This window comes from Fundidesulfovibrio sp., assembly GCF_058402725.1.
Window position 1 is genome coordinate 1 of record NZ_JBZVFJ010000200.1, and the last position, 4872, is coordinate 4872.

The 4872-nt window shown below is 69.3% G+C and carries 5 protein-coding genes and 1 pseudogene; all 6 read right to left on the minus strand.

Annotated elements, in window-relative coordinates; translation table 11 throughout:
• A partial coding sequence (locus tag ACV4UX_RS17255; protein ID WP_491594519.1) for a primosomal protein N' family DNA-binding protein occupies positions 1-388 on the minus strand: 388 nt, incomplete at its 3' end.
• 122 nt (positions 389-510) lie between these two features.
• Positions 511-1377 carry a UTP--glucose-1-phosphate uridylyltransferase GalU gene (gene galU / locus ACV4UX_RS17260; protein WP_491594520.1) on the minus strand — a complete coding sequence of 289 codons (867 nt, stop codon included), beginning with the start codon at positions 1375-1377 and terminating at the stop codon, positions 511-513.
• A 121-nt stretch (positions 1378-1498) separates the two neighbouring features.
• Positions 1499-2850, minus strand: a pseudogene (gene glmM, locus ACV4UX_RS17265) (phosphoglucosamine mutase).
• Between the two features lie 13 nt (positions 2851-2863).
• Complete coding sequence (locus ACV4UX_RS17270; RefSeq protein WP_491594521.1) at positions 2864-3763, minus strand: CdaR family protein; 900 nt, start codon at positions 3761-3763, stop codon at positions 2864-2866.
• Positions 3760-4539 carry a diadenylate cyclase gene (locus ACV4UX_RS17275; RefSeq protein WP_491594522.1) on the minus strand — a complete coding sequence of 260 codons (780 nt, stop codon included), beginning with the start codon at positions 4537-4539 and terminating at the stop codon, positions 3760-3762. The genes ACV4UX_RS17270 and ACV4UX_RS17275 overlap by 4 nt, the downstream gene beginning before the upstream one ends.
• Positions 4536-4872: dihydropteroate synthase (locus ACV4UX_RS17280; protein ID WP_491594523.1), on the minus strand; the 337-nt coding region annotated here is incomplete at its 5' end. The genes ACV4UX_RS17275 and ACV4UX_RS17280, both read right to left, overlap by 4 nt.

Consider the following 4872-nt stretch of genomic DNA (forward strand, 5'->3'; position numbering starts at 1 on the left):
CCAGGGCGAGCTTGCGCATCCTGCCCTCGTGCCGGAAGCGCAGGAAGGCTCGGGCCGTACGCAGCCCCGCAGGCAGGAGCGTGGCCAGCACCCGGCCCGTGGGCTCCATCTGCCGGGCGGCCAGGGTCTCGGCCATGGCCACGTAGCCGGGGGAAAGCAGCGCCGAGAGTTCCAAGGGCCAGAGCGCGTCGCGCGCCTCAACGCCCTCGGGCAGGGCCTCCTCCGGCCCGAGGACCACCCCGGCGCGCAACGAGCCTCCCACCGGCACGGCCACGCGCAGGCCCGCCGGGAACCCGCCCCCCGCGAAGCGCGGCGGCATCCGGTAGGTGTAGCTGGCGAAGGGTGGCGTGAGCAGTGCCACGCGCACGAGGGGGAAGCAGTCGGCCATGGAGTCGCCCTCCCTGGGGCGGCGTCAGGTTCTTGGGACGATCCGCCTGGGGCTCCATACGGCTTCGCGCCGCGATCCGGCAAGCGGACGCGGCGCGAAGGAAGGATTGCGCCCGGGCGCGGCTAGATGGGCATGAAGTCGCGCAGTTTGGCGATGAGCGGATAGCGCAGGTCTTCGTCCTGGAGGGCGAAGTAGATGTTGGCGGCCAGATAATCCACCCAGTCACCGGCGTCGAAGCGCTGGCCGCGCAGCTTGGCTGCGATGAGCCGACCGGATTTGGCCAGGCCCTTGAGGGCGTCGGTGAGCTGGTACTCGCCGTCGGGGCCGGGTTCAAGCGCCTCGAGGTGCTTGAAGATTTCCGGGAAAAGCACGTATCGGCCCACGATGGCCAGTTTGGAGGGGGCTTCGCTGGGCTTGGGCTTCTCCACAAGGTCGCGCACACGGTAGAGCCCGGAGGAGAACTCGTCGGCCTCGATGATGCCGTAGCTGGACACCTTGTCCGCCGGGACCTCCATGACGCCCACCACGGCCATGTGCTCGGACTGGGCCACGTTGATGAGCTGCTTGATGCCCGGCTCCATGCTGAACATCAGGTCGTCGCCCACCATGACGGCGAAAGGCTCGTTCTTCACCACCTCCTTGGCGCAAAGCACGGCGTGGCCCAGGCCAAGCTGCTTCTTCTGGCGCACGGTGATGATGTTGGCCATCTCGGCGGTCTGGCGCACGGTTTTGAGCAGCTCGGTCTTGCCGGAGCTCTCGAGCAGCTGCTCCAGGGCGAGGTTGTAGTCGAAGTGGTCCTCGATGATGGTCTTGTTGCGGTTGGTGACGAACACCACGTCCTTGAGACCGGCTGCCTGGGCCTCTTCCACCACATACTGCACCACCGGTTTCTTGAAGATGGGCAGCATTTCCTTGGGCACGTTCTTGGTGGCGGGCAGCGAACGGGTGCCCCACCCCGCCACGGGAACGACGACTTTCGAGATTTCCATCGACTCTCTCCTTCAAGGTCCGGACCTGCCCGCACCAATGCCCCGGGCCGGCTTCCGGGCCGTTTTTCTCCACAAAACATTTTAGGAGAATCGCCCGGAATGTCCAGCGAATTTCCCGGAGCTAGCGAAGATGCTCCTTGAGCGTCTGGGCCAGGGATTCGGCCAGGGACTGCACCTGGGAGGCGTCGGTGCCCTCCACCATCACGCGCGCCACCGACTCTGTGCCCGAGTAGCGCAGGAGCACGCGCCCCTTGCCCTGGAGCGCCGCCTCGGCCTCGCGCACGGCGTCTGTAACGGCCGGGACGGTCTCGAAGGGGATCTTGCGCTCCACATGGACGTTGAGCAGCACCTGGGGATAGGGCTCCAGCTGGTGGGCCAGCTCCGAGAGGGGCTTGCCGCGCTCCAGCATGATGCGGATGAGCTGCAGGGCGGCCAGCGTGCCGTCGCCCGTGGTGGCGTGGTGGCGGAAGATGATGTGCCCGGACTGCTCGCCGCCCAGGATCGCGCCCTCTCGCTCCATGGCCTCGAAGACGTAGCGGTCGCCCACGGCGGTGCGCAGGAGGCTGCCGCCGCGCTCGCGCATGAACACCTCCAGGGCCATGTTGCTCATCACCGTGGCCACCAGGAGGTTGCCCGGCAGCTGGTTGCGCTCCATCATGTCCTGGGCGCAGATGGCCATGATCTGGTCGCCGTCCAGGATGCCCCCTTTCTCGTCCACCATGATCACGCGGTCGGCGTCGCCGTCCAGGGCGATGCCCACGTCCGCGCCGGTCTCGCGCACCATGCGCGCGGCCACCTCGGGATAGAGCGAGCCCACCTTGCGGTTGATGTTCATGCCGTCGGGGTCCACGCCCAGCTTGATCACCTTGGCGCCCAGTTCCTCGAACACCAGGGGCGAGACGCGGTAGGCCGCGCCGTTTGCGCAGTCCATGACCACCTTGAGCCCGTCGAGCTTGAGCTCCGAGCGGATGGTGGACTTGAGGTAGACGTTGTAGCGCCCGGGGGAGTCCTCGATCTTGAAGGCGCGGCCCAGTCCTCGGGGGCGGGAAACTCCCAGCTGTCCTCCTCGGCCAGGACGCGCTCCGCGATGCGGTCCTCGGCCTCGTCGGGCAGCTTGAAGCCCCGGCGGTCGAAGAACTTGATGCCGTTGTCCATGTAAGGGTTGTGGGAGGCCGAGATCACCACGCCCACGTCGGCGCGCATGGAGCGCGTGAGGAAGGCGATGGCCGGCGTGGGCAGCGGCCCAACCAGGAACACGTCCATTCCCGAGGCGCAGAAGCCCGAGGCCAGGGCGTACTCGAAAATATAGCCCGAGAGCCGCGTGTCCTTGCCGATGACCACGCGGTGGCGGCCCTTGCCGTTGCGGAAGTGCGCACCGGCGGCCAGGCCCAGGCGCAGGGCCACCTCGGGGGTCATGGGGTGGATGTTCACCTGGCCGCGCAGGCCGTCGGTTCCGAAGAGGCGCTTTATCATGGGGTCTCCCGTATCATTTCACCAGAACCGTCACCTTCTCGGGTCTGGCCTGGATGAGTTCGCAGCCCTGGGGCAGGGTCACGCGGTAGGTTGTCTCGTGGCGTCCCGGGGCCATCCCGGACGGCATCTCGACGAAGGCGTCCACAAGGCCGCGCCAGGCCCCCTCGCGCAGGAGCGGCACAGGGGCGCGCAGACGCAGCATCACGCTCTCGGGCGACACGTGCGCCACATGCCCCGAAGCGCCCGCCACGCGCACAGGAACCTCCACGGCGGCCTCGCGCGTGAGCAACTGGTAATTCACTTGGGCGCGCACCGAGCGGGGCTGGGCCTCCACCTGTTCGGGCAGCACGAGGTTCACGGGGGCCTCCAGGCGGCCCGTGCCGTCCTCCGGCAACGTGATGGGCTGCACGGGCACGAAATCGATGCCCTTCACCACCGACTCGGGGCCCGAAACCGTCACCTGGGACGGTTCCAAGGCTCCGGAAAGCTTGTAGTCGCGCTGCGCGCCGTCGCGGAAGGCCAGGCGCACGGGCACGGCCCTGGAGAGGCGGCGCTCCACCTCCAGCTCCAGGCTCGAGGGGCGCACCTCCACCACCTCGAACAGCTTGGAAACCGGGATGCTCTCGGGCGCGATGACCACCGTGTTGCCCCCGGGCGCGAGCTTGCGCGCGTCCAGGGTGTAGATCAGTTCGCTGGGATCAAGCTTGCGCACGAGCCCCTTGGGGCCGCGCACCAGCACGTCCAGGGTGTCGCGGGGCGCTCCGCGCAGCACCAGGCCCTCGGCAAGCCCGGCGGTCTCGATGCGCACGCGCACCCAGGTGTCCACCCGCTCGCGGCCCGTGACCAGATACCACGAAAGCACCGCCAACAGAAGGGCCAGCAGCCAGTCGTACCCCACCCGGCGCACGCTCATGCCCGGCCCGCCCATTCGCGCTCCAGCAGGGAGACCAGGGCCTCCCGGTCCAGGGGTTCGGACACGGCCCCGCCCTGGGCCGCGCGGACCTCGCCGCGCTCCTCGGAGACCACCAGGGCCAGGGCGTCGGTGTCTTCGGTGACGCCCGCCGCCGCCCGGTGGCGCGTGCCGAACTGGGAGGGCAGCGTCCGGGAGGCGGCAAGGGGCAGGATGCAGCCCACGGCGGCCACGTCGCCCCCGCGCGCCACCACCGCGCCGTCGTGCAGGGGGCTCTCGTGGTGGAACACCGCAAGCAGAACGTCGCGCGTGAGCCGCGTGGAGAGTTCCACGCCGCGCGCCGCCACGTCGCCCAGGGGCACGCCGCGCTCCAGCACCACCAGCGCCCCCACCCTGCGGCGCGCCAGCTCCAGGAGCGCGTCCGCGAGGAGCGCCGCCTCAGCCTCCAGCCCGCCGCGCCGGGGCCTGGCCCCGCCGAACCAGCGCAACCCCACCTGGGAGAGCGCCTTGCGCAGGTCTGCCTGGAAGAGGATGACCATCACCAGGAAGAACGAGCCCAGGAAGTTGGCCAGGAGCCAGTGCAGCGTGAAGAGGCCGAACTCGCCGGACAGATAGTAGGCCAGAAGCACCACGATGACCCCGTGGATCACCGACACGGCCCGCGTGCCGCGCACCAGGAGCATCACCCGGTGGAACACCACGGCCACCAGGAAGATGTCCAGCACCTCGCGCCAGCCCACGGGCAGGAAGGACGGAAGGGCGTCCAGCCAGTGGTTCACGTCATGGCCTCCGCCAGCTTCAGGGCGTGCGCCGCCCCGGCCGCGTCGTGCACGCGGTGCGCCCAGGCTCCGTTGCGCCAGGCCAGGGCCGTGGCCACCTGGGTGGCCGGGCCGCGCTCGTCCACCTGGAGCCCCAGAAGCCCCCCGAGGAACGACTTGTTGGAGAGCCCCATGAGAAGCGGCCTGCCGAAGCCCGCGAAGAGCGGAAGCCCGCGCAGGAGCGTCAGGTTGTGCTCCAGGGTCTTGCCGAAGCCGATGCCCGGGTCCAGCACGATGCGCGCCTCGGGAAGCCCGGCGTTCACCAGCATGGCCGGGCCCACCTCGAAGAAGCGG

Bases quoted from the DNA above. Each gene is read 5' to 3' on its own strand.
- galU (WP_491594520.1), bottom strand. From the start codon at position 1,377: ATGGAAATCTCGAAAGTCGTCGTTCCCGTGGCGGGGTGGGGCACCCGT.
- ACV4UX_RS17270 (WP_491594521.1), bottom strand. From the start codon at position 3,763: ATGAGCGTGCGCCGGGTGGGGTACGACTGGCTGCTGGCCCTTCTGTTG.